Here is a 21706-nt window from a genome sequence, read left to right on the forward strand (position 1 = left end):
GGACGGCGCTCCGGCACAGTCAATGTCTTATAGAGTGTCGTTTTTCTTCGTTGACCCTTCGGCTGCCGCGCATGCCGGCCGGCCGATCGGTTTCCGCCCCGGAGGGACCGTCCCTCCACCCTGAACCAAGCAAGACCAACCAACAGGAGACCCACATCATGACCCTCATGAGATCCGCCGCAATGGGCCTGGCCGCCGCCTGCCTTGCCACCACGGCCCTTGCCGCCGACGTGACGATCCGGCTGGCGCACCTGAACCCCGAGGATCCGTTCCAGAGCCATTCCGGCACCATGGCAGCCGTGTTCAAGTCGCTCGTCGAGAGCAATTCCAACGGCGCCATCGAGGTGCAGCTCTTCCCGAACGGCCAGCTCGGCAAGGACAACGAGGTGATCGAGCAGGTCCGCGGCGGCCTCGTCGAGAGCACCATCTCCTCCGCTGGCGGCATTGCCCAGCACTACCCGCTGGTCGGTGTCTTCGACATCCCCTTCGCCTTCCCGAATATCGGTGTCGCTTCCAAGGTGATCACCACCGACAGCGCCTTCGGCGAGAAATTCGTCGGAGATCTCGAGGCGAAGACCGGCCTCAAGGTTCTGGGCCTGATCGACTCGGGCGGTTTCTTCGCGTTCACCAACTCCAAGAAGCCGATCACCTCGGTGGCCGACATGGACGGCCTGCGCATCCGCACCATGACGCTGCCGACCCACGAGGCGATCATCTCCTCGCTCGGCGGTCAGCCGACGCCGCTGCCCTGGGCCGAGGTCTATACCGCGCTCCAGACCGGCGTCGCCGACGGCCAGATGAACCCGGTGCCGATCATCGCCTTCGCCAAGTTCGACGAGGTGCAGAAATACCTCTCGATCACCAACCATGTCATCACGCCCTATATCTGGACGATGAACCAGGAGTTCTTTGACGGCCTGACGCCCGAGCAGCAGAACCTCGTCAACTGGGCCTCGTATGTCGCCACCGAGGCCGGACGCGGCATGAGCCGGACGATCGAGGCCTCGCAGAACGGCCTGCCCAAGCTCGCCGAGAAGATGGAAGTCAACGTCGTGCCGCCCGAGGAGCAGGCCAAGTTCGCCGAGGCTGCACAGCCGGCGGTGCGGGCCCTGATCGAAGAGCAATACGGCGCCGAGGGCATCGAGATGCTTGACGCCCTGCTCGGCTCGATCGAGGAAGAGAAAGCCGCGTTCTGAGCGGTTCCGTCCGGGCGGCCCGGCCGCCCGGACAATTCGAGGGGCAAAGATGACAGACGAGATTGCGCGGAACGCGGGAACGGCAACGGATTTCACGCTGCGGCTCAACCGGAGCGCCAGCCGGACGGCGCCCTGGACCGCGCGCCAGAACGAGATCCTGAGCGACGCCGCCTTCGAGACCGCCCGGGCGACGATCGCGAGCTGGCCCGGCTATGCCGTCACGCCGCTGCACGCCCTGCCCGGCCGCGCCGCAGAGCTCGGAATTGCGTCCCTCGCCTACAAGGACGAGGCTGGCCGCTTCGGCCTCGGCTCCTTCAAGGCGCTCGGCGGGGCCTATGCGGTGGCCCGGCTGCTGCAGCGCGAGGTCGAGACCGCCCTCGGCAACCCTGTTCCGATGTCCGAGATCGTCAGCGGCGCGCGTGATGTCTCGCGCATCACCGTCTGCTGCGCCACCGACGGCAACCACGGCCGGTCCGTCGCCTGGGGCGCGCAGGCATTCGGCGCGAGATGCGTGATCTTCATCCATGCCACCGTCTCTGAGGCTCGCAAGGCGGCTATCGAGGCCTATGGCGCGGAGGTTCGCCGCACCGCGGGAAATTACGACGACAGTGTCCGCGAAGCCCAGGAAACCGCCATGAAGGAAGAATGGTTCGTGGTCTCCGACACGTCCTATCCCGGCTATATGGAGATCCCGAAGGACGTCATGCAGGGCTACGAGCTGATGGCCGCCGAGGCCTTCGATCAGCTCGGGACGCCCCCTACCCACGTCTTCCTGCAAACCGGTGTCGGCGGCATGGCCGCGGCGGTCGCGGCCCAGGCAAAGCGCCGCTGGGGCGATGCGCGCCCGACGATCGTGCTTTGCGACCCCGACCAGTCGGCCTGCTGGCTCGAGAGCATCCGTGCCGGAGTGCCCACCGCCGTGGAAGGCGATCTCGACACCATGATGGCCGGGCTCGCCTGCGGCGAGGTCTCGGCGCTCGCCTGGGAGGTGCTTGAGACCCATGCCGATGCGGTCATGGCGCTGCCCGATGCCGCCGCCTTCCGGGAAATGCGCGCACTGGCCGACCCGCTGCCCGGGGACCCGGCGATCATCGCCGGCGAGAGCGCCGTGGCCGGGCTCGCCGGGCTCGCCGCGGCGATAAAACATCCGGAGGCGCGGGCCGCGCTCGGCCTCGGCCCCGACAGCCGCGCCTTGGTCTTCGGCACCGAGGGCAACACCGATCCCGAACTTTACGAACGGATCATCGCCGGAGAGCTGACATGAGCCGATCCTTCATTGCCGCGAGCGCCCAGCTCGGCCCGATCGCCCGTGACGAGCCGAGGAGCTCCGCCGTCGATCGCATGATGACGCTCATGCGCGAGGCCCATGCGCGCGGCGCCAGCCTGGTCGTCTTTCCCGAGCTTGCGCTAACCACCTTCTTTCCGCGCTGGTTCCTCGAACCGGGGCCCGATCTCGACCGCTGGTTCGAGACCGAGATGCCGTCGCCCGAGACCCGCCCGCTCTTCGATCTGGCCGCCGAGCTCGGCATCGCCTTTCATCTCGGCTATGCCGAGCTGACGCCGGAGGGGCGCTATTTCAACACCGCGATCCTCGTCGACGCGACGGGCAAGGTCGCCGGAAAATACCGCAAGATCCACCTTCCGGGCCACGACGAACACGAGCCCTGGCGGCCCTTCCAGCATCTGGAAAAGCGGTATTTCGAGAAGGGCGACCTCGGGTTTCCGACCTTCGAGGCAATGGGCGGCACGCTCGGGATGTGCATCTGCAACGATCGCCGCTGGCCGGAGACCTGGCGCATGCTGGGCCTCGGCGGCGCGGAACTTGTGGCGCTCGGCTATAACACGCCGCTGCACTACCCGCCCGCGCCCGAGCACGACCATTTGCAGTATTTCCACAACGAGCTGTCGATCCAGGCCGGATGCTACCAGAACGGTCTCTGGGCGGTCGCGAGCGCCAAGGCGGGGCGCGAGGAGGGCTGCGACCTGATCGGCGGCAGCGTCATCGTCGCGCCGACCGGCGAGGTTCTGGCACGCGCCTCCGGCGTCGGCGACGAGGTGATCACCGCCCGGGTCGATCTCGACCGCTGCGCCGAGATCCGCAAGAACGTGTTCAATTTCGCGCGCCATCGTCAGCCGGAGGAATACGGGCTGCTGACGTCATAAGCGGTCGGCCATTCATGAACTCCTGTTCATTGTGGCCTTTTCCACGCCTTTTCCAGCGCCGTAACGTTCGTGCCGAAGGGTCTCCCCTCCCGCTGTTCTCCCTTCGGGGGCGGTCCCTCAATGCCCTCGGCATTACGCTCGGGTGTCTTCGGGTAGCACGCCGCGCGCCCTCTGGAAGAGCAACCGGAGACAGAACGCCGTCTCGGCGAGGATCGTGATGCCGTAGGCGGGAGAGAAAGCGGTCGAGAGGTTCGGCGCAAAGAACCGCAGGCCGCTGCCGATCAGGTAGACGACGCCCGCCGCCCCGATGCCAAGCCCGAAGGCTCGCGCGAAGAGGCCCGACCGCCAGATCAGCACGCCCGTCATGAGGCTGTTCACCCCGAAGAACACCAGCCCGAGGTCGTAGCCGTGCCCATGCAGGTCCAGAAAGACGAGCGCCAGGCCCTGAGTCTCCGCGGCGGGGAGCGTCGCGTCGCCCGACAGCAGCAACCAGGCGGTCTGCATGGCCATCAGGTTGGCCGCGATCAGTACAGTCTGGATCAGGCGGAAAATCATCGCCGCGAGGGCCAATGCCGGCGCGACGGGGCGAAACAGAAGGTAGAGCAGGATCGCAAGGCCCGCATCGCAGAGCGCCATCAGCAGGTCGGCGGCGATGGAGAGGCGAAAGAGACCCGGCGCGGCGAGGATCGCGGCGGACGTGGCGTCGGCATCGCTGAGATCGATGAGCCGGGCCCGAATGCCAAGTTCGGCGCCGAGCCCGGCAAGGATGATGACGAGATAGAGCAGACCGGCCAGACGGGCCCTCGCCGCAAGCTCGGGGGTGGGAACGAGAGGTGTCAAGCGGTCGATCTCCTCAATCCGGGGCGGCGCGTGGGTCAGGCCGAGAGCACGCGCCGGGCGCCTCTCGACATCGGCTTGAGCCTAACGGCGTGGCCGCGACTGGCAAGCTGTCCGACCCAGACCGCGCCGAGGACGATGCAAGCGCCCGCGATCTGCGTCGGGCTCAACGCTTGCCCGAGCCAGAGCCAGCCGAGGGCGACGGCCGTCACCGGGCTCATCATGCCGAGCATGGAAACCGCGCCTGGCTCGATCCGGGCGATGCCCCGGAACCAGAGCCAGTAGGTCAGCGCCGCCCCGACGAGCCCGAGCCAGGCGAGGCCGGCAAGGTTGGTGACGGTGAGCGAAGGCAGTGGCGGTTCCGCGACGAGTGCGACCGGCAAAAGCAGAAGCCCGCCGGCGGTCAGTTGCCAGGCGGTGAAGCTCAGCGCCGGCACCGGGGGCTGCCACTTGCGACTGAGCACGGTCCCGGCGGCCATCGACACCGCCCCGCCGATCCCTGCGGCGACACCGACGGGGTCGAGCGCAGCCTCCGGACCGAGCAGAAGTAGCGCAACGCCTCCGATCCCCGCCAGTGCCGACAGCAATGCCAGCGCGCGGATCGGCGTCCCCAGGATACCGCGCGCCAGGACGATGACGATCAGCGCCTGAAACGAACCGAGCGTTGCCGCGACGCCGCCGGGGAGCCGGTAGGCCGCCACGAAGAGCAGGCTCCAGAACAGGGCGAAGTTCAGCGCGCCGAGCACGACGACGCGTCCCAGCCACGCCCGCGGCGGCAGGCAACGAGTGGCAGCGAGCAGCAGGAGCCCCGCCGGCAATGCGCGCAACACCGCGAGGCTGACGGGGTAGCCCGCCGGCAGAGCTTCGGTGGTGACGAGATAGGTGCTGCCCCAGATCGCAGGGGCAAGTGCTGTCAGGAGGATGTCGGTCGGGCGGGTCATGGATGCGTGTCCTGTTCGATCGGATTCGGGGGATCACCAGAGGTGTCGAGGGGAAAGCGGCGGGTGCTCGGGCCAGGGGGCGAGGCCGATATCGCGCATCATGTGCGGCGAGAGATACCGCGGCACGTTTTGCGGAGGGCGACGATGGCGTGTCTCGGTCGGACGGCTGGATCGGAAGAACATTCGGTTTCCTTTCAGGTCCGGCGCATCAGGCAGCGTCGCGCACTGGCACGTCCGTCGCCAGGCGTGCGGCGATCCGCGCCACATGGGCGCCCTGGAAGCGCGCGCCGGCGAGATCGGTCTCGGTGGGGCGGAGTGCGCCGTCGGCACCGGCAATGGTTCCCGCGCCATAGGGCGCGCCGCCGATGATGCCGTCGCGCGTGGTCTGGCCGGCGAAGCTGTAGGGCAGACCGGCGATCAGCATGCCGAAATGCTGAAGCGGGATCTGGGTCGAAAGCAGCGTGGCTTCGTGGCCGCCATGCTGCGACCCGGTCGAGGCGAAGACCGCCGCGACCTTGCCGACCAGTGCGTTCTGCGCCCAGAGCCCGCCGGCCTGGTCGAGGAACTGCTTCATCTGTCCGGCCATCATGCCGAAACGCGTCGGCGTGCCGAAGATGATCGCGTCATAGTCGGCAAGATCGCCGGGCGCGGCTTCGGGCGTCGAGTCTTCGACATAGCCGGCGCTCCGGCGTACCGGTTCGGGCACGGTTTCGGGAACCCGGCGGATGTCGACGGTCGCGCCGGGAACGCTGCGCGCGCCCTCGGCTTCGGCCTGCGCCAGGTCGCGGACATGGCCATAGCTGGAATAGTAGAGAACGAGAATGCGGGGCATGGGATCTCTCCGGTTCGGGTTGCGATGCCGGGAAGATCGGTAAAAGCGCCGCCCGGAATAACCGGACGGCGCGCAAATCATTCTTTACGCCTTGTTACGAATGCGCGGACCGGCGGTCCGGGCGATGCCGCAGGGCGGCGGAGGATGGGGAGAAGACACCCTCCGGGGCGGCGCCCTGCGTGCCGCCGCGTCAGGCCGCCCAGTCCTGCCCGTTGGGATAGAGGAACGCCTTGCAGTCGGTGCGCTGGCGGATGCTCTCGAACGCTGTGTCCCACTCCTCCAACGCATAGCGCCCCGTCAGTAGCGTATCGAGGTCGAACTTGCCGCTCTGGATCAGGTCGATCGCCCTGTGCCACGTCTCCCGGCCGTTCCAGCTCCAGGCGCCCCGGATGTCGAGCTGGAAGAGCGACATCGAATCCGGCTGGATGGTGATCGGCTCGCCCCAGAGCGAGATGACCGATATCTTGCCATTGCCGCCCGGCCCTTCCGGCGAGCGCCGCACGCAGTCGATGCCGTGCTGAAAACCCGTGGCCGAGGCCGAGGCTTCCAGAACGAAATCCGCCCCGCGCCCGCCCGTGAGATCAAAGATCGCTTCGGTCGGGTTTTCTTCCGAATAGAGGATGTGGTCGGCGCCGACCTTCTTCGCGAGGTCGAGGCGCATGTCGTCGATGCCCCTGAGCCCGATGACCGCGACCTCGGAGGCGCCGCTCAGCTTGGCGAACTGCACCCCCATCAGTCCCATCGGCCCCGGCCCCACGACGACGACGAAATCGCCGAGATTGACCGTGTTCCGCTCGATCATCGAATGGACGGTCGCCACCATGGGCTCGGTGAAACAGATGTGGTCGAGCGGTATGCTTGGCGGATAGACGAAGACCTGCGCCTCCGGCACCGACATGTGCGATGCGAAGGCGCCGTCGCGCGTGACGCCGAGCCAGCCGGTGCGGGTCTCGATGTCGGCAGCGATGTGATCGCCGACCTTCACCTCCCGCACCTTCGGCCCCACCGCCTCGACCACCCCGGAGAATTCGTGACCGAGCGTCACGGGCGCCTCGTAAAAGTGCCGGTCCTTCTCGATCAGGATATCGCTTCCGCAAATCCCGGCCGACCAGACCTTCATCAGAACTTCGTCTTCTTCCAGAACCGGTGTCTCACGTTCTTCGAGCGCGAGATTGCCGGGTCCGGCGGCGGTTTTCCGCAACGCAAGCATACCGCTCACCTCCAGGTTCAGGGCTACAGGTCTTCCTTGGTGATCAGGATCGTCTCGACCTTGATGTCGTCCGCGACCTCCTTGCCGTTGATCAGGTCAAGCGCCACCTCGACGGCCTTCGCGGCCTGGGCGTCCTGGTTCTGGTAAACCGTCGCCAAGGCCTTGCCCTCCTTGATGTTGGCCTTGGCCTGGTCCTCGGCATCGATGCTGGCGATCACGACCTTGCCGTCCTTGCCGGCTGCCGAGATCGCCTGGATCACGCCGAAGGACATCATGTCGTTGGCGGCAAAGACGCCCGCCAGATCGGGATTGGCTTGGATGATGTTCGTCATCACGTTGAGCGCTTCCTCGGCCTGCCAGTTCGCGGTCTGGCTGGCGACGATCTCGATGCCCGGCGCTTCGGCAAAGGCCTTCTCGGCGCCGCGCTTGCGGGCCTGCGCGTTGTCGGCGCCGCGGATACCTTCGAGGATGGCGACCTTTCCGGTGCCGCCGAGCGCGTCGACGACAGCCTTGGCGGCATTGTAGGCGCTGTCTTCGTCATTGACCCCGACATAGGGAATGAAGACGCCCATGGCCGCCATGGTCTCTTTGTCGAGCCGGTTGTCGACATTCACGACCTTGATGCCGGCCTTCGTGGCGCGTTCCAGCACCGGCACAAGCGCCTTGGAGTCGATCGGCGCGATGACGATCGCATCGACTTTCTGCGAGATGAAGTCCTCGACGATCGACATCTGCTGCTCGACGGCCGTCTGGTTGGCGGCGGCCGAGGTCAGAAGCGTTACGCCCAGCTCGTCGGCCGCGGCCTGCGCGCCGTCCAGCATGACGTTGAAATAGGGGTTAATCTCCTTGACGACATATGCGACCGTCGGCTTGTCCTGGGCCATGCCCGTGGTCGCTGCCATGGCCAGGACGGCCGCGGAAACCAGTGTCTTCAGCATCGTCTTCCTCCTCTGTTGGCGCGCCACTCCTCCGGCGCGGGACCTGACCGGCTACGCGCCGGCCCGATTTCTGAGCTTGTCGTAGAACACCGCGAGCACGATGATCGACCCGATCACCACGAGCTGCACATTCGGGCTGACATTCAGCAGGTTGAGACCATTGCGGATGATCCCCACCAGCAACGCACCGAGCAGCGTGTTGAAGACCCTGCCCTCGCCGCCGAAGATGCTGGTACCGCCGATGATGACCGCCGCGATCGCGTCGAGCTCGTAGCCGAGCCCGGCGACCGGCTGGGCGACGTTGAGCCGCCCCAGCAGCGCGATCGCCGCGATGCCGCAGGACAGGCCCGAGATGACATAGACCGAGATCTCGATGGCAGTCGCGTTGATCCCCGAGAGCCTGAGCGCCACGCGGTTGCCGCCAAGCGCGTAGACATAGCGGCCATACATCGTCTGTCCGAGGACGATCGAGGCAAGCAGCACGATCAGGAGCGACGCCAACACGAGCACGGGAAAGCCGAAGACCCTGCCGTCTCCGAGATACTTGAGCCCTTCCGGAAAGACCGAGATCGTCTGGTTATCGGAGATGATGTAGGCCAGACCGCGCGCGATGCTCATCATCCCGAGTGTCATGATGAAGGCCGGCACCCGCGCGACGGCGACCATGGTTCCGTTCACGAGCCCCGCCGTCATCCCCGCAAGCAACGACAAGGCCATCGGAAAGGCGATCACGACAAGGCCCTGGGCCGCGCCATAGTCGCCAGGCGCCAGCGCCTTGTGGGTCACCGCCATCACGACCACGCAGAGCGCGACGATCGAGCCCACCGAAAGGTCGATCCCGCCGGTCAGGATGACGAAGGTCATGCCGACGCCGATGATGGTCGTGATCGCGACCTGGAGCATGATGTTGGTCAGGTTCGAGACGGTCAGGAAATGCGGCGACAGGAACGACAGCACGACGAAGGCGACGATCAGGACGCTGACGATTCCCAGCCTGTTGACGACATTACCCAGCACGTTCACCTCCCAACATCAGCGCCATGACATCCGTCTGGCGAGCCGTCCGGGCCGTTTCGATCTCGCCGGTGACGCGCCCCTCGGACATCACCACGATCCGGTCACTGACCTGAATGAGTTCGGGCAGGTCGGACGAGACGACGATGATGGACTTGCCCGCGTCCGCCAGCGCCCGGATCAGGACGTGGATTTCCCTGCGCGCGTTGACGTCGATGCCGCGCGACGGCTCGTCGAAGATCAGGACGGAGCACTCGGTCTGCAGCCACTTGGCGATCACCACCTTCTGCTGGTTCCCGCCGCTGAGCTGTCCGGCCTTCTTCTCGATATCCGGCGTGGCGATGCGGAGCTTCTTTACGAAGTCCCGGCTGACGCGCGCGGCCCTGCCCCGGCTGACGAAGATACCGCGCGAAACCGAGCGAAGGTTTGCGAGGAGGATGTTCGAGGCGATCGACTGGCCGAGGACCAACCCCTCCAGCTTCCGGTCCTCGCTCAGATAGCCGATCCCGGAGCGGACCGCGTCCTGCGGCGACCTGAGCCGCACGGGGCGACCGTTCAGAAGGATGTCGCCGCTCTCCGGCCGGTCCGCGGCGAAGAGCAGGCGCATTGTCTCGGTGCGGCCGGCGCCGACCAGCCCGGCAAACCCCAAGATCTCGCCGCGCCGGAGGTCAAAGGAGACATCCTTGACCTTGCGGCCCCGGCTGAGGTTCCTGGCCGACAGGACCACGTCCTCGCGGTCCGCCGACCGGGTCGCCGCCATCTCAGAGGTGTCGAGCGACCGGCCGACCATCGCCTCGATGATCCGCTCGCTGCTCGCATCCGATGCCGCCATCGTGGTGATGTGGCGCCCGTCGCGCATCACAGTCACCCGGTCGGCGATCTCGGCGATCTCCTGAAGCCGGTGCGAAATGTAGATGAGCCCGGTGCCGCGCCGTTTCAGCTCGGCGATGATGCGGAACAGCTCGTCGACCTCGCGCTTGGAGATCGAGGCCGTCGGTTCGTCGAGAATCAGCACGTCGCACTCCACCGACAGAGCCTTGGCGATCTCGACCATCTGGCGCTGCGCGGCGGTCAGGTTACGGATCTGCTCGCCGGGACCGATGTCCACCCCGAGCGCGTTCAGGAGCGCGGCGGCCTTGCGGCGCGCTGCCGAGTGATCGACGAAGGCGCCGAGACGCCGGGGTTCCGCGCCGAGCAGGATATTCTCCTCGACCGTCATCGCCGGAACCAAATTGAACTCTTGGTGAATGGTCGCGATCCGCTGCCGTTTTGCCTCGGCGGGGCTGGTGATGCGAACGACCCGCCCGCCGACCCGGATTTCCCCGTCATATTCGCCGAACGTGCCACTGAGGATCTTGATGAAGGTGGATTTTCCGGCCCCGTTCTCGCCCAGCAGGCAATGCACCTCGCCGCGGCGCAGATCGAAGGTGAAGTCGTCGAGCGCCCGCACGCCGGGAAAGCTCTTCCCGAGTCCTGCGGTGGCCAACACCGGAGACACCTCCACGGATTCTCCTCCCGATCCAAACTCCCATCCCGCTGATAAATTATTTTAGTTCATGCAGTCAAGATTTTTGTGAAACAACATCCTCTACCCTTGGGATCAAATAGAGCGATTGACACGGATCATTCTCCTGAACCAGCGCTTTCAGCCACTTATATTATTATTTAACAAATGTTTACTTCCAGATGCGCGACACTCCGCACAAGAGGATTGCTCCGCTGACAAAGCTGAAATATACTAAAACGGAAGCTGGAAATTTTATCGTGACCAAAGAGAAACCCAAGATCAACATCACGACGATTGCCCGGGCCGCCGGCGTCTCGACGTCATCGGTCTCGCTCGCTCTCAACGGAAAGCCCGGTGTCAGCGAGGAGACGCGGCAGAACATTCTGCGGATCGCCCGGGAATCCGGCTACCGGCACCATGCGACGAGCGACACGTCCGGGATGCGGGTTCTTCAGATACTTGCCTGTGCCGAAGGCGAGATCGTCGGCGAGGACATGTCGCGCAGCCCGTTCTTCATGGATCTGGTGCGGAGCATCGAACGAGAGGCCCGCACACACGGATATTCCTGCATCGTCTCGACCGTGTCCCTGAGCGAGGTGGAGCGGGAGGTGCACCGGATCCTCGCCCCGTTTGCCAATTCGGGTCTGGTCCTTCTGGGGACGAACCTGGACGACTCGCAGCTGGAATCGCTCGCGCGGCTGGCAGAGCACACGGTGGTGATCGACACGCTCGCGGCGCGGACCCCTCTCAACACCGTGGTCATGAACAACCGGCAGGGTGCGATTCTGGCGACCCGCCACCTGCTGGAGCTGGGCCACCGGTCCTTCGGATATTGCCATGGCACCCGGCGGATCTCGAACTTCCGCGAGCGCGAACGGGGCTTTCTGGAGACCTTGGGCGAGGCCGGCCTGTCCGTGCCCGCGACCAGTCGATTCGCGCTGACCTCCGACATCCAGGTCGCGACGGCAGAGATGTCCCGCATGTTGTCGGACCGCGAAACGCCGATGCCGACGGCCCTCGTCTGCGAGAACGACTACCTGGCGATCGGCGCCATCAGGGCGTTGACCGCGGCGGACTATCGAGTCCCCGATGACATCTCGGTCGTCGGCTTCGACGACATCGCCGAAAGCCGTGTCACCAGCCCGGAACTGACCACGGTGCACGTCTCGACCGACGTGATCGCCCGGAACGCCGTCTCGCGCCTTGTCGAGTTGCAGAAGGATCCGCTCTCGCTCCCGGTCAAGCAGATCGTCGACACGCATCTGGTCATCCGCCAGTCCACGGCCGCCGCGCCGTCCTCGTAGAACGCGTGGGCGGGCCGCGGGGGCATCTCTCCGAGTCCGACGCCGGAACGCGGTCGGCCGCCCGTCCTGCCCTGCCCCTACGGAACCAACCAGTCAGCGGACCTTGGGCCGCTCCCAGGTGTTGGAAACGGCAATGGGAATAACCATGTCCGGTTTGTATCGACGGGTCTGGGAGCCTCCGCGATCAGGATGACGCGCATCGTGAACCGGACGCCGGCACAATTGGTCATGGCACAGGGCTCGACCCGACAAAGAAAGGAAGCATGGATATGGCATATACTCTGGACCGGGTTTTTCCGGACGCCGATTTCGACGAGATCGAGGCGCGTGTTCGCGCCGCCCTCGGCGACAAGGGTTTCGGCGTTCTCACCGAGATCGACGTGAAGGCGACGATGAAGAAGAAGATCGACGCCGACATTGCGCCCTACACGATCCTTGGCGCCTGCAATCCCAACATGGCCTACAAGGCCATCGGGATCGAACCGCGCGTGGGCGCGATGCTGCCCTGCAACGTCATCCTCCGCTCTGTCGACGGCGGCGTCGAGGTCAGCGCGATCGACCCCGTCGCCTCGATGCAGGCGATCGAGAACGACCAGCTCATATCCGTTGCCGGCGAGGTGCGCGCTCTGCTCGAAGAGGCCGTGGCCTCGATCTGACGCGAGACCAGGGGTCCGGTCGGCGACGATGCGGCTCAGGAGAATGGGAATCGGGTGCCATGGCGCGGCAGGATCTGGTGCAGCTGAGAGGAACAAACTAGAACCGTTATCTGTGGCTGAACTACTGGAAGAACTGGAATCCTGGTCACAGATTCTCGCGTCAGAACTGGAAATTCAGAAGGCGCTGGATGCTTACATGAAGCCCTGCTGCCGGAGTTGGAGCCATGACCCAGCTCCAGAGAACATTCACTGAAACCACACCAGTCACCTCCAGCAAATCTTCGTCTGGAACGCCTGCGCGCAAACGTCCCAAAACTCCGCCGCCGTTCTCCCTGCGACTGAGCAAGGAAGAACGTGCCAAGCTGGAAAATGCTGCGGCGGGTATGCCGCTCGGTCCCTTTATCAAGGCCAAGTTGTTCGACGGCGATCTGACACCACGGCGTACACGCGGTCAGGCTCCGGTCAAAGATCATGCTGCGTTGGCGCGGGCGCTCTGTCTGCTCGGCAATCTGCGTCTGGCGAACAACCTTAACCAGCTTGCCAAAGCCGTGAACATGGGGACGTTGCCGCTTTCGCCGGAAGTTGAAGAAGAACTCATGGCCACCTGTGCCGCTGTGCTGGCGATCAGAATGGAGCTGATGAAGGCGCTAGGGGACGAGGCGGACGATAAGGCATGATCCTCAACGGCTCACAGCGCGGCGGGGCATTGAAGCTGGCCGCTCACCTTCTGAACTTGGTTGAGAACGATCATGTTAAGGTGCATGAGGTCAGCGGCTTCAGCACCGAAGACCTGACGGGTGCCTTCCAGGAAACGGACGCCATCGCCAAAGGTACGCGCTGCCAGCAGTTCCTGTTTTCTCTCAGCCTTAGCCCGCCTGAGACGGAACGCGTCAGTATCGAACAATTCGAGGCCGCGATTGAAAAGGCGGAAGCCCGGCTCGGTCTGAGCGGTCAGGCCCGCATGATCGTCTTTCATGAGAAGAAAGGCAGACGCCATGCCCATGTTGTGTGGTCGCGGATCGACGTGGACAAGATGACAGCCATCAACCTGCCCTTCTACAAAACACGGTTGAAGGAAGTCTCCAAAGACCTGTTTCTGGAACATGGCTGGCGGCTGCCGGACGGCCTGCGTGACCGTGAGAACCGCGATCCACGCAACTTCACGCTCGATGAATGGCAACAGGCCAAACGCCTGGGAAAGGACGCGCGGGATATCAAGCGCACCTTTCAGGAGGCGTGGGCTGTCTCTGATACCGGGGATGCCTTCGCCCATGCCCTCGAAGAAAAGGGATATGTTCTCGCGCGCGGGGATCGAGGGCGGTTTGTTGCGGTTGACGTTCACGGCGAAGTTTATGCTGTCCCGAAATTCACGGGACTGAGGGCAAAGCAGGTCCGGGAGAAACTAGGTGATGCAAAAGACCTGCGCTCAGTCGATGTGGCCAAGGCGTATATTGCTGAGACGATGCAGCCCACCCTGTCGCGCTGGCAGGAAGAACTGGACACACGAAACCGGAAACTGAAAGACCGTCAGGAACGTGACCGCCGGAAGATGGTCGAACGGCAATGAGCTGAACGTCAGCGCCTGAAAACCAAACTTGAAGAGCGCCGCATCCGCGAAGTGCAGCAAAGACAGGCAAGTTTCCGCAAAGGTCTACAGGGCCTGTGGGACCGGGTGCGCGGTGAACACCGCAAAATCCGGGAACAGAACGAACTGGAAGCTTGGCAGGCTCTCCAGCGGGACCGAACGCAAACGGACGGGATGATCTTCCAGCACCTCGACCAGCGCCGGACGCTCCGGCATCAGCAGACCGCCGAACGGCGCATCAATGATGAACGCGGGAAAGAACTGGCACAGGATCGCGACCGTTTCGGTGCATTGCGCACTGTACGAGATGGAACAACACGCGACGGGCCGTCTTTCGAGCGGTGATCAGCGCCCCCGCTCGTCCTTGTCCCGATTGACGTTTCTGAGAACACGCCGCTGCGCATAGAAGCGCACCTGGTCGAAGGCGCGCTTGGTGAGTTGCTGCGGCAGCATACCGAACGACCAATCCCCTTTACGTGCCTCGGATATGCCGAAGGGAATGCGGCCACGCTCCCAGATAAGCGTATTGACCTGGTGCGTTTTGATCCAGCACGGCTCCCCGTCAAATCCGAGATGTGCCGCAACCTTTGGCGGCACTTCCACGGCAGGCTGATCTTTGGACGGCGGCGTGTGAGTGATCGGGCAGAGAATGACCTCGCGGGAACCGTCCTTGTTCTCGGACGTGGCCAGGATGATCGCACAGGGTCGATCCTTGCGCCCGTGTTCCTGTCCGCTAAGTGCTTCGTCTTTCCAGAGAAAATCGTATCTGACGACCAACCCTACCTTTGGAGTGAGGGTCAAACCTTACTCCATCAGGTGGTCGAGTTCGGGGGTTGCTTCGCCCTGAAACCCTTTTTCCAGCTCCGCCCGCAGGTGGGCGGGAAGCTCTTCGGGATAGTAAGCGCGGCGGGTATCGAGAGATTTAAGCCGCTCATATTCCTCAACATCTACCAGAACGCGAAGCGGGCGATTATGTTTGGTGATGAAGACAGGGGCTTTCCCAGCTTCGTCGATGTACTGCCCTGCGCGAGTCTGAAACTCGGTCGAGCTGACGATGGTGTCGGACATGGCGTATCTCCTTTCTCACTATAATAGCTAAAACAGCCGAAATAGTCAAGATTGATGCACTCCCTACCTCAGAAGAGGCAAAGCTGACGGCTCTCGACAAGATAAGCCTGCCACCTCAAAGACTTGGCTGCCTCGTCCAGCCATGCCGTGACCTGTTCGACCAGCGCGCCCTCGCTTGCTTCTACCGTCCCCACAGCGTGAAAATGGGAACGGTAGCCTGTCTCGGTGATGGGGAGCGGTGCGCGCTCTGGGTTGACGCTGCGCACCTCCAGATGGGCGATAGTGCCGCCGTGCGCCCTTGGCAAATAGGTCAACTCGATCTCGATGCCTTCCCATGTGAATCTGTGTGTCTCGGCCTTCATCTCAGTGGCTCCAGAACACATGGACTTGTTCAAAGCCCGTCTGAAGGGTGAACACGTCACAGATTTCCATGTCCCGCGCCATGCGCTCATAGTCGATGTATAAGCGCAGACGATCAGGTACATCCCCGATTTCCTGGGTCAGTTCCTCGGCGAAGTCGGCTAGAGAACGGTACTCACCTGAATAGGCGTCTTCTATGGCCTTCCGAGCTTCGTCCAGATCGCCGAAATGCCCGACCAGCTTGCCGCCGATCTCGCCATGTTCCCCAATGAACGCCGCCAGTTCCGCCACCTCATCAATCCCAATGTACTCGGACACCTCCGCGCCCTCGAAACCTTCATGATCATGGATTGCCCATTCTTCCGCGTCTTCGATGGGTGAGGCTGCCAGCATCGCGCGAATGTCCGCATAGATGTCGGAAGCGTCCTGCTCGGCATTGATCCAGCACCCGTGCAGAATGCCATTATTGTACGCTGCCAGACAGGCAACATAGATTTGAATATCTCCTTGTAGTTGTTTCATTTTCTCTTTCCTCCGTAAGGTATGGGGTTGCTCCTGCAACCCTTGCCTCGTGGCGAACAGTGGGTGTGCAAGCGGAAGGGGAAATCGGCGAAAGATTATGTCGTTGTTGGGGGAAACCTTCAGGGGGAACCGACAACGACGGAATCTCTTCGATCCGTTTTGCCTGAAGTGCGCCGAGGGCGAAGCCCTAAGCCTTCTTCGCGCAAGGGATGGAAGCCGCATGGCCGGGACAGCTTCGTCTAGCCCGGTTCACGACAGCCCGGCCCCTACGGGGTGCACCGGACGACCACTAAATGTTGACTGACCAGAGACGTTTTACGCAATATAGACATTCATTAAACCTTGAGCAGATCGGGCTTCAGGCAGAGACTACGGACTTACTATGAGCAAGAAGGATATCAGAAGAGACAATCACTATGTGCCGATCTGGCACCAAAAGGGCTTCATTCCGAACGGAAGAACAAAACTTCACTATTTGAACATGGCGCCCGATAAAATTCGGAGTCTTCTTCTGCGCGCTGGGTTTGCAGTTCCTGACCCACCTCGGCTTTCTCACAGGGCAGACGGCAGGGCTGGCGCTGATTGTCTCCTATCTCACCGAATGGCCCTTCGGGCTCGTGTTCTTCATCGTGAACTTGCCGTTCTATTGGCTCGCCTAGCCCCGCATGGGGGCCAATTTCACCTTGCGCTCATTGGCGTGCGTCACGGCTCTTTCGGTGCTCTCGGAATGGCTGCCCAGTCATCTTGCGATAGAACTCGTGACCCCGGCCGTCGGCATGGTGATCTTCGGAACTCTCGTCGGCGCAGGATTGCTGATGTTGTTTCGCCACAAGGGAAGTCTTGGCGGGCTCGGCGTGACGGCATTGCTGATTCAGGATCACTTCGGGTTCCGCGCTGGCTACGTCCAGTTGCTCTTCGACGCAGCGCTCTTTGCCGTCGCGGCCTTCATCTTCCCACCTTCGGTAGTGCTCTATTCTCTGCTTGGCGCTTTCGTGCTCAATGTCGTCATCGCCTTCAATCACCGGCGTGACCGATACATTGCCACCTGAAGGGTCCGGCCGCGCCTTGTCGCTCTCTACCGTCAAGGTGCGCTACACTGTATCCTGGCGCAATGTGTGGCCGTGGCTATCCACACGCTTGCCTCTTTGGCAGCCCCCGGCCCTCGCAGAGACGAGATCCGCGTGTCCCTCAAGATCAGGGCGGGTGAGCACGTCTTGGCGAAAGAGGGGCCATGCGGCGGAGCGCCGACGATTTTGACTCACAACCCTGGCCGCGGTATTTTCGAACAAATGGGTTCGGGGAGGGAACTCATGAATACCCGTCGCGACGCTTGGCCGTATAAGTCCGATTGGGAGTCATTGTCGCCTCTGCGTCAGTGGCTAATCGAACAGCTCGGGACGGACTTCCCGGAAAGCCGGAAATACTACGACCACGAGCGGGTCTTCTTCAAATGGACCAAGATGAACCATGCGAGCTGTGTCTCGCTATTCAACCGCAGTCCGCCGGGAACGACCTGCACGTCTTTCCTGACATGGGTCCATAAGAACATCCTGTCGGCCGGCACCTTGTCCGGACCGCCGTTCAGTTTCAATTCCTTTGCGCTGAACGTCTGTGGCGCCAATAATCGCGGTTGGCATACCTTGGCTGAAGGCCAGAAACCGCAGAGCGGTGATTTTTACCAACAGTCGAACCCGACGAAAGGCGGCCGGACGCAGCATGTGGGGGTTCTGCTCTATTCTTTCGGGCCGGTCTGCACCGTCGTGGGCGGCGGGGCTGATCAGGGCGGCTATGGCGCCATTCTCCGCAAGGACGGACCGTTTCCGCCGCAGGACGCGACGCACCAGTTCACGGGGTGGCTGAATATCGATGAGTTTTACCCCGGATGGACACCGAATTGACTATCATCCCCGTTTCGGCAGGTCGGATGGCTCGGGCGAAGCAGGCCCACGACACCGTCATTTGAGCTGTCTACCGCGCGCAGGCCGACGCGCTGCTGATCGAAGCTCGCGCGAAGCCAGACTGGCGGATGAATACGACGCCGCGCAGGAGCGGGGGGAGGTAGCGACGGTCGGGCGAAACGTTGGGAACCACAACGTTTCCGCAACTGCCGCCGACCTTGGCCTTCGCCGCGACGAGATCCACGGGGCCGTTGCGTGTCAGTCCTGACCCGCTGCGTCGTCCTCGGACGCCTCGATGACCATCTTTAACCTGCTTGATCTTCTGCGCGCAGCCAAAAGGCGGCAAGGATGCCGGCAAAGGCGCCGAAGAGATGGGATTCCCAGCTTACTCCGGGCTGGCCTGGCAGAATTCCCCAAATCATCGCCCCATATACCAGGGCAACCGCAACAGTGATCATGAGCGGGATGGGACGCTTTTCCACCAAGCCGCGCGCCAGCAGTAAACCGAACCAACCAAAGATCAGGCCCGACGCGCCCACATGGATCGCCGCATTGCCGAACAGCCACACGCCGAGCCCCCCGAGCCCGACAATCACGATTGAAGCCGTCAGCACCACCTTTGGGGCCGATACCGCGAGAAGGCCGCCAAGAATTGCCAGGGGCACCGTGTTTGCGGCGGCGTGACCAAGGGAACCATGGAGTATCGGCATGAACAGGATACCGTCCAGTCCGCCGATGGAACGAGGCCGCAATCCGAGAATCCCGTTGAGCGCGTAGCTCGTGATCAGGTTCACCACTTCTACGATCCAGATCACACCCAACAGGACCGCAAGCCACCGAAACCGTTCCATGACCAACACTCCTCCCACTTCCAGTTCCTTGCTCGCGAGCCTACAACCTGGTCAGCCCCCTACTTCTTCAACCTCACGCCCGGCCCACCACCGTTCTCCGGGATGAACTCCACCCCGGTCGCTTCGAGCGCGGCGCGGATGGCGGCGACGGAGTCGGCAGAAGCCGGCGGATGGATCGTGCCCTCGGCTCGCTTCAGCGTAGAAACTGACACGCCTGCGGCCTGCGCGATTTCGGTTTGTGACATTCCGATCAATGATCGTGCAGCGCGGATCTGAGCTGGGTTAGCCATCTTCCCTATTGAACTATTTAGACCAGTGCGTATATGGTCTAAATAGTTCATACCACATCAGAGGACTATGACAATGCCAGAACAACGCGCGAGCGCGAACGATACCGGCATGACCGCCGAACAGATAATGTCGGACGCACAGACCGACGTCTTCTATCTGCACGGGCTCCTGCTGGGCGTAGACTTGATCCGGTGCGGCACGAACGGCACTCCGGGGGAAGAGCAGAGCGCCATCGACTCCTTGATTAACGCCGCGGTGAAGCTGTCCGAGAAGCTTGGCCGTGACCTCGACAGCATCAACATCGGGAAGGCCGCGTCATGAACGACACCAGAACCGCCGCGACCGACTTCGCCGCCGAATACCGGGCTCGGCACACCGTCAGTCCGACGGCCTACACTCTCTGCGACCTGATCCACGTCGCCATGCTGGCCTTCGAAAACGAGAGCACCACCATCCCCATGCGCAATCGGGGCATCGACGGCACGCTCCAGATGGCAGCGAAGACGTCGGAGAAGCTCATCGACCTGATCGAGAAGCTGGAACGGAAGCTGCCGGACGACGTCGTGCGCGAGATACTGGAGGAAGCTGACGCAGCATGAACTGCTACCCCTCCAACCGCGCGTGGTCCGACCGGTTCCTGCCCGAGATCAAGCGCACCATCGGCGCCCACTTGCTGGAGAGGGCGCCGGACCCCGAGGACTGGCACAACGCCACCGACCTCATGATGCTGGACGCCAAGGACCTGCACATTGCCGCGCGGGTCCGCCGTCCCGGCTATGCCAACCGCTTTCCCTACGACTTCACGATCCGCTCTCGCATCCCTTCCGGCGCCGAAACCGAGCTGTCCAAGATAGTGAACGGCAAGGGCGACTGGCTGTTCTACGGCCACTCCAACGAGACGCAGACCGGGCTTTTCTCATGGTGGCTGCTGGATCTCCGCGCCTTCCGGGCCGGCCTGATCCGACAGGTTCAGAACGGTTTCCCGATCCGCTCCAGTGACCGCGCCAACCCGGACGGCACGTGGTTCAAGTGGTTCGATATCCGGTCGTTCCCGAAGCATCCGCCGCTTGTGGTGGCGGGGTCGCCATTGGCGCATTGATGCAGGCGAAATCGCCATCTGGGTCGCTATCCCGGTAGGTCCGGTTGACTATGCCAGACCCATAAGTGTCGCAATTGCCCCTCAACGGGGGGGCAAGGCAGAGGATCGTCGCTGCCCTCAGCCAAAATCGACGGTGAAGTTGAAGTGCGAGTAGGGATCATCGGTCACTTCAATCTCGCCATCTGCGGTGTCCCTGAAATTGCCGGCGATGTCGGTCTCCGTTTCGACGGTCACGCGACGCACCGGGACGTAGCGCCACTCGGAGTCACCGGTGGTCTCGGCAATTCGCAGCACGTCATCGGCATTCAATAAATCATTGCCGAAACCGCCGTAGGCGGCGTCAACGTCGCTCTCGGAAAAGACGAATACGTCGGCATCTGCAAACGTTGCTTTGCTTGGAACGAACCCACCGATGTCGCGCCGACCCTGCTGCGGGCTGTCGTCGGTATCGGCCGCCGAAGTACTGGTTGGGACAAAACCACCAATGTCGCGCCGACCCTGGCTCGGGCTGCTGGTATCAGTCATCTGTCTGTCCTCCTGGAATGCCTCCGGCATGTTGCCGGCCAAGTCAGCGTCGCAAGTTGATGTTTCTCAATAGTGTCAAGTGGCGTTTCAATTGCTTCTGGGATGTTTCGGAGCCGATTCATCACTCAAGCGGAGACCCGCGCCTTGGCGACAATGGTCCCCAAACTGTGCTATATTCATTCTGGGCGCCGTGCGTGGTTGCATCTGCTTTTCGCCGCTGTTGTCGCCCGGCCGATATGCGGTGAGATCCATCTCCCTCCCTGTGGTTCTCCGCGTCAGCCGCCTGAACTGACCTAGATGGTAACCGACAAGCTAGTCGGGGCGTTTTCGCGACGGTCGCCGCTCCACTTATCGAAGCCAGCACAAAGCACGCATAGCGAGTCCAAAAGGGAGCTGACGTCTCTAACGTCCCGCCGGTAGCTCACCTCGTGCGTAGCATGGGCAGGTCAGAGGAGAAGGACCCATGCACCGCCGGAGAAAGGATTGGAAGAATGATGACCATCGACTTCGAACTTCGCAGCCTCGATATCACGGAGATTGACCCGGTGCTTTTTGCTGACCTTGGAACTCCAGAAAGGGAATGGACGGCTTGGGAGCATGTCTGTTCAACTGAGAATGGGAGAGCAGAAGTACTCAGCAAACTGCACATCTGTCACCATGCGTCTGCCAGACGCGGCGGTGTAATTGCCGTGGCCTCGGGGCCGTTCAGAACTGTGGCTTGGACGTATGCAGAGACACCAGAAGAAGCCCTGCGCCGGTATCTCACCGACGAAATCATCGACTAGAGCGTTCCCAAGCTGATCGGATTCAGGATTCCCAAGATGTGGCGCCCATGGTTCTCTGTTTGTGAGGCAGATATAGGGGGTAGGAATGGGCAAGCCACATCCTATGGAATTGCGGGAGCGCGTT

General features: G+C 62.8%; 27 protein-coding genes and 1 pseudogene. 14 read left to right on the top strand and 14 right to left on the bottom strand.

From position 1 onward, the window contains the following. Window positions 1-158: 158 nt before the first annotated feature. From EU800_RS02200 to EU800_RS02210, 3 genes are read left to right on the top strand one after another with little or no spacing between them, the layout of a single operon-like run. Window positions 159-1196: a DctP family TRAP transporter solute-binding subunit gene (locus tag EU800_RS02200; RefSeq protein WP_242500364.1), complete on the top strand. Its 1038-nt coding sequence runs from the start codon at window positions 159-161 to the stop codon at window positions 1194-1196. A 49-nt stretch (window positions 1197-1245) separates the two neighbouring features. Then, window positions 1246-2460 carry a diaminopropionate ammonia-lyase gene (locus EU800_RS02205; protein WP_129628067.1) on the top strand — a complete coding sequence of 405 codons (1215 nt, stop codon included), beginning with the start codon at window positions 1246-1248 and terminating at the stop codon, window positions 2458-2460. After that, complete coding sequence (locus EU800_RS02210; RefSeq protein WP_129628069.1) at window positions 2457-3359, top strand: N-carbamoyl-D-amino-acid hydrolase; 903 nt, start codon at window positions 2457-2459, stop codon at window positions 3357-3359. The genes EU800_RS02205 and EU800_RS02210 overlap by 4 nt, the downstream gene beginning before the upstream one ends. Window positions 3360-3491: 132 nt before the next feature. Here EU800_RS02210 and EU800_RS02215 read toward each other — a convergent pair whose 3' ends face one another. From EU800_RS02215 to EU800_RS02245, 7 genes are all read right to left on the bottom strand, one after another. Then, window positions 3492-4199 (bottom strand): DUF4386 domain-containing protein, encoded by a 708-nt coding sequence (locus EU800_RS02215; RefSeq protein ID WP_129628071.1) that lies wholly within the window; start codon window positions 4197-4199, stop codon window positions 3492-3494. Between the two features lie 35 nt (window positions 4200-4234). Further along, entirely contained in the window at window positions 4235-5137 is a 903-nt protein-coding gene (locus tag EU800_RS02220; protein ID WP_129628073.1) for an EamA family transporter, read from the bottom strand. A 208-nt stretch (window positions 5138-5345) separates the two neighbouring features. Beyond that, window positions 5346-5969, bottom strand: coding sequence for an NAD(P)H:quinone oxidoreductase (gene wrbA, locus EU800_RS02225; RefSeq protein ID WP_129628075.1), 624 nt, complete (start codon window positions 5967-5969; stop codon window positions 5346-5348). 190 nt (window positions 5970-6159) lie between these two features. Continuing rightward, window positions 6160-7179 carry a zinc-binding dehydrogenase gene (locus EU800_RS02230; protein ID WP_129628077.1) on the bottom strand — a complete coding sequence of 340 codons (1020 nt, stop codon included), beginning with the start codon at window positions 7177-7179 and terminating at the stop codon, window positions 6160-6162. A 23-nt stretch (window positions 7180-7202) separates the two neighbouring features. Continuing rightward, window positions 7203-8117 carry a substrate-binding domain-containing protein gene (locus tag EU800_RS02235; protein ID WP_129628079.1) on the bottom strand — a complete coding sequence of 305 codons (915 nt, stop codon included), beginning with the start codon at window positions 8115-8117 and terminating at the stop codon, window positions 7203-7205. A gap of 51 nt (window positions 8118-8168) precedes the next feature. Next, on the bottom strand, window positions 8169-9134 hold the full coding sequence (locus tag EU800_RS02240) for an ABC transporter permease (protein ID WP_207209832.1): 966 nt from the start codon (window positions 9132-9134) through the stop codon (window positions 8169-8171). Next, the gene (locus EU800_RS02245) at window positions 9124-10635 is read right to left on the bottom strand and encodes a sugar ABC transporter ATP-binding protein (RefSeq protein WP_129628083.1); all 1512 of its coding nucleotides are present in this window, start codon (window positions 10633-10635) and stop codon (window positions 9124-9126) included. The genes EU800_RS02240 and EU800_RS02245 overlap by 11 nt, the downstream gene beginning before the upstream one ends. Before the next feature lie 260 nt (window positions 10636-10895). Here EU800_RS02245 and EU800_RS02250 point away from each other — a divergent pair, with 260 nt between their 5' ends. The 5 genes from EU800_RS02250 to EU800_RS27190 all read left to right on the top strand — a co-directional run bounded on the left by EU800_RS02250 (window position 10896) and on the right by EU800_RS27190 (window position 14528). Continuing rightward, on the top strand, window positions 10896-11942 hold the full coding sequence (locus EU800_RS02250; protein ID WP_165354537.1) for a LacI family DNA-binding transcriptional regulator: 1047 nt from the start codon (window positions 10896-10898) through the stop codon (window positions 11940-11942). Window positions 11943-12211: 269 nt separating this feature from the next. Next, window positions 12212-12598 carry a DUF302 domain-containing protein gene (locus tag EU800_RS02255; protein ID WP_129628087.1) on the top strand — a complete coding sequence of 129 codons (387 nt, stop codon included), beginning with the start codon at window positions 12212-12214 and terminating at the stop codon, window positions 12596-12598. Window positions 12599-12822: 224 nt separating this feature from the next. After that, a complete protein-coding gene (gene mobC, locus EU800_RS02260; RefSeq protein WP_129628089.1) occupies window positions 12823-13275 on the top strand; it encodes a plasmid mobilization relaxosome protein MobC in 453 nt (150 codons plus the stop codon). Beyond that, window positions 13272-14165, top strand: a complete 894-nt coding sequence (locus EU800_RS02265) for a relaxase/mobilization nuclease domain-containing protein (protein WP_207209833.1) — start codon at window positions 13272-13274, stop codon at window positions 14163-14165. The genes mobC and EU800_RS02265 overlap by 4 nt, the downstream gene beginning before the upstream one ends. 51 nt (window positions 14166-14216) lie before the next feature. Further along, on the top strand, window positions 14217-14528 hold the full coding sequence (locus EU800_RS27190; RefSeq protein ID WP_207209834.1) for a hypothetical protein: 312 nt from the start codon (window positions 14217-14219) through the stop codon (window positions 14526-14528). Here EU800_RS27190 and EU800_RS02270 read toward each other — a convergent pair whose 3' ends face one another. The 4 genes from EU800_RS02270 to EU800_RS02285 form a co-directional block, all read right to left on the bottom strand. Further along, entirely contained in the window at window positions 14529-14984 is a 456-nt protein-coding gene (locus tag EU800_RS02270; protein WP_129628091.1) for a type II toxin-antitoxin system PemK/MazF family toxin, read from the bottom strand. A 3-nt stretch (window positions 14985-14987) separates the two neighbouring features. After that, window positions 14988-15251, bottom strand: a complete 264-nt coding sequence (locus tag EU800_RS02275) for a type II toxin-antitoxin system Phd/YefM family antitoxin (protein WP_129628093.1) — start codon at window positions 15249-15251, stop codon at window positions 14988-14990. Between the two features lie 68 nt (window positions 15252-15319). Beyond that, complete coding sequence (locus EU800_RS02280; protein ID WP_129628095.1) at window positions 15320-15613, bottom strand: hypothetical protein; 294 nt, start codon at window positions 15611-15613, stop codon at window positions 15320-15322. Window position 15614: 1 nt separating this feature from the next. Continuing rightward, window positions 15615-16133, bottom strand: a complete 519-nt coding sequence (locus EU800_RS02285) for an antirestriction protein ArdA (RefSeq protein WP_129628097.1) — start codon at window positions 16131-16133, stop codon at window positions 15615-15617. A gap of 524 nt (window positions 16134-16657) precedes the next feature. Between EU800_RS02285 and EU800_RS02290 the strand changes: the two are divergent. Then, window positions 16658-17182 (top strand): annotated as a pseudogene (locus EU800_RS02290) (YitT family protein). 132 nt (window positions 17183-17314) lie between these two features. Beyond that, the gene (locus tag EU800_RS02295) at window positions 17315-18031 is read left to right on the top strand and encodes a hypothetical protein (protein WP_129628099.1); all 717 of its coding nucleotides are present in this window, start codon (window positions 17315-17317) and stop codon (window positions 18029-18031) included. Between the two features lie 305 nt (window positions 18032-18336). Here EU800_RS02295 and EU800_RS02300 read toward each other — a convergent pair whose 3' ends face one another. Together EU800_RS02300 and EU800_RS02305 are read right to left on the bottom strand one after the other, a co-directional pair. Next, entirely contained in the window at window positions 18337-18882 is a 546-nt protein-coding gene (locus tag EU800_RS02300) for a rhomboid family intramembrane serine protease (RefSeq protein WP_165354538.1), read from the bottom strand. A gap of 59 nt (window positions 18883-18941) precedes the next feature. After that, window positions 18942-19172, bottom strand: coding sequence for a helix-turn-helix domain-containing protein (locus EU800_RS02305; RefSeq protein ID WP_129628177.1), 231 nt, complete (start codon window positions 19170-19172; stop codon window positions 18942-18944). Between the two features lie 73 nt (window positions 19173-19245). On the opposite strand from EU800_RS02305, the gene EU800_RS02310 reads away from it, so the two are divergent. From EU800_RS02310 to EU800_RS02320, 3 genes are read left to right on the top strand one after another with little or no spacing between them, the layout of a single operon-like run. After that, the gene (locus EU800_RS02310) at window positions 19246-19494 is read left to right on the top strand and encodes a hypothetical protein (RefSeq protein WP_129628103.1); all 249 of its coding nucleotides are present in this window, start codon (window positions 19246-19248) and stop codon (window positions 19492-19494) included. After that, on the top strand, window positions 19491-19772 hold the full coding sequence (locus EU800_RS02315; protein WP_129628105.1) for a hypothetical protein: 282 nt from the start codon (window positions 19491-19493) through the stop codon (window positions 19770-19772). The genes EU800_RS02310 and EU800_RS02315 overlap by 4 nt, the downstream gene beginning before the upstream one ends. Next, window positions 19769-20272, top strand: coding sequence for a hypothetical protein (locus EU800_RS02320; protein ID WP_129628107.1), 504 nt, complete (start codon window positions 19769-19771; stop codon window positions 20270-20272). Before EU800_RS02315 ends, EU800_RS02320 begins: the two co-directional genes overlap by 4 nt. Before the next feature lie 117 nt (window positions 20273-20389). Here the strand turns inward: EU800_RS02320 and EU800_RS02325 are convergent, their stop codons facing one another. Continuing rightward, complete coding sequence (locus EU800_RS02325) at window positions 20390-20797, bottom strand: hypothetical protein (RefSeq protein WP_129628109.1); 408 nt, start codon at window positions 20795-20797, stop codon at window positions 20390-20392. 491 nt (window positions 20798-21288) lie between these two features. Between EU800_RS02325 and EU800_RS02330 the strand changes: the two genes are divergently transcribed. Further along, window positions 21289-21582, top strand: coding sequence for a hypothetical protein (locus tag EU800_RS02330; RefSeq protein WP_129628111.1), 294 nt, complete (start codon window positions 21289-21291; stop codon window positions 21580-21582). The last annotated feature ends 124 nt before the right edge of the window (window positions 21583-21706 follow it).

Origin of the sequence: Tropicimonas sp. IMCC6043 (assembly GCF_004146235.1) — a bacterium.
Classification (GTDB): domain Bacteria; phylum Pseudomonadota; class Alphaproteobacteria; order Rhodobacterales; family Rhodobacteraceae; genus Tropicimonas.

What these genes read in the sequence shown, in the direction of transcription:
- EU800_RS02285 (WP_129628097.1), bottom strand. Translation starts at nt 16,133, where the DNA reads ATGAAACAACTACAAGGAGATATTCAAATCTATGTTGCCTGTCTGGCA.
- EU800_RS02265 (WP_207209833.1), top strand. Translation starts at nt 13,272, where the DNA reads ATGATCCTCAACGGCTCACAGCGCGGCGGGGCATTGAAGCTGGCCGCT.
- EU800_RS02280 (WP_129628095.1), bottom strand. Translation starts at nt 15,613, where the DNA reads ATGAAGGCCGAGACACACAGATTCACATGGGAAGGCATCGAGATCGAG.
- EU800_RS02255 (WP_129628087.1), top strand. Translation starts at nt 12,212, where the DNA reads ATGGCATATACTCTGGACCGGGTTTTTCCGGACGCCGATTTCGACGAG.
- EU800_RS02310 (WP_129628103.1), top strand. Translation starts at nt 19,246, where the DNA reads ATGCCAGAACAACGCGCGAGCGCGAACGATACCGGCATGACCGCCGAA.
- EU800_RS02235 (WP_129628079.1), bottom strand. Translation starts at nt 8,117, where the DNA reads ATGCTGAAGACACTGGTTTCCGCGGCCGTCCTGGCCATGGCAGCGACC.
- EU800_RS02205 (WP_129628067.1), top strand. Translation starts at nt 1,246, where the DNA reads ATGACAGACGAGATTGCGCGGAACGCGGGAACGGCAACGGATTTCACG.
- EU800_RS02320 (WP_129628107.1), top strand. Translation starts at nt 19,769, where the DNA reads ATGAACTGCTACCCCTCCAACCGCGCGTGGTCCGACCGGTTCCTGCCC.
- EU800_RS02210 (WP_129628069.1), top strand. Translation starts at nt 2,457, where the DNA reads ATGAGCCGATCCTTCATTGCCGCGAGCGCCCAGCTCGGCCCGATCGCC.
- EU800_RS02200 (WP_242500364.1), top strand. Translation starts at nt 159, where the DNA reads ATGACCCTCATGAGATCCGCCGCAATGGGCCTGGCCGCCGCCTGCCTT.
- EU800_RS02220 (WP_129628073.1), bottom strand. Translation starts at nt 5,137, where the DNA reads ATGACCCGCCCGACCGACATCCTCCTGACAGCACTTGCCCCTGCGATC.
- EU800_RS02230 (WP_129628077.1), bottom strand. Translation starts at nt 7,179, where the DNA reads ATGCTTGCGTTGCGGAAAACCGCCGCCGGACCCGGCAATCTCGCGCTC.
- mobC (WP_129628089.1), top strand. Translation starts at nt 12,823, where the DNA reads ATGACCCAGCTCCAGAGAACATTCACTGAAACCACACCAGTCACCTCC.
- EU800_RS02330 (WP_129628111.1), top strand. Translation starts at nt 21,289, where the DNA reads ATGATGACCATCGACTTCGAACTTCGCAGCCTCGATATCACGGAGATT.
- EU800_RS02275 (WP_129628093.1), bottom strand. Translation starts at nt 15,251, where the DNA reads ATGTCCGACACCATCGTCAGCTCGACCGAGTTTCAGACTCGCGCAGGG.
- EU800_RS02325 (WP_129628109.1), bottom strand. Translation starts at nt 20,797, where the DNA reads ATGACTGATACCAGCAGCCCGAGCCAGGGTCGGCGCGACATTGGTGGT.
- EU800_RS02305 (WP_129628177.1), bottom strand. Translation starts at nt 19,172, where the DNA reads ATGGCTAACCCAGCTCAGATCCGCGCTGCACGATCATTGATCGGAATG.
- EU800_RS02300 (WP_165354538.1), bottom strand. Translation starts at nt 18,882, where the DNA reads ATGGAACGGTTTCGGTGGCTTGCGGTCCTGTTGGGTGTGATCTGGATC.
- wrbA (WP_129628075.1), bottom strand. Translation starts at nt 5,969, where the DNA reads ATGCCCCGCATTCTCGTTCTCTACTATTCCAGCTATGGCCATGTCCGC.
- EU800_RS02315 (WP_129628105.1), top strand. Translation starts at nt 19,491, where the DNA reads ATGAACGACACCAGAACCGCCGCGACCGACTTCGCCGCCGAATACCGG.